Here is a 243-nt window from a genome sequence, read left to right on the forward strand (position 1 = left end):
GTGCAGGGTTTGCGCGCTGTGGATAACCAATTCAACCCGCGTCACTGGTTGCTGCCGGACAGCCGCAGCGGTGGCGGCGAACTCGGCCGGCGCTTTGCTGCAGCCTTGGGCGAGCGCCCGGCCACGCGGGTCTGGCAGGTCAAGGATCAGGAGTGCATCGGCCGCGCCGGGGCCGGATTGCAAGACCTGGCGCGTCCAGTGGCGCGGTTGATTCTCGCCGCTGCCGAATGCGCAGAGCCGGTC

The 243-nt window shown here is 69.1% G+C and carries 1 protein-coding gene; it reads left to right on the top strand.

Features of this window, described 5'->3' with window-relative positions; genetic code table 11:
• Positions 1-18: 18 nt before the first annotated feature.
• Positions 19-243, top strand: a 225-nt coding sequence (locus AAEY83_RS17865) for a hypothetical protein (RefSeq protein ID WP_351061360.1), incomplete at its 3' end; no start/stop codon positions are given.

The organism is Psychrobacter sp. TB20-MNA-CIBAN-0197, from assembly GCF_040309765.1.
Lineage (GTDB): Bacteria > Pseudomonadota > Gammaproteobacteria > Pseudomonadales > Moraxellaceae > Psychrobacter > Psychrobacter submarinus.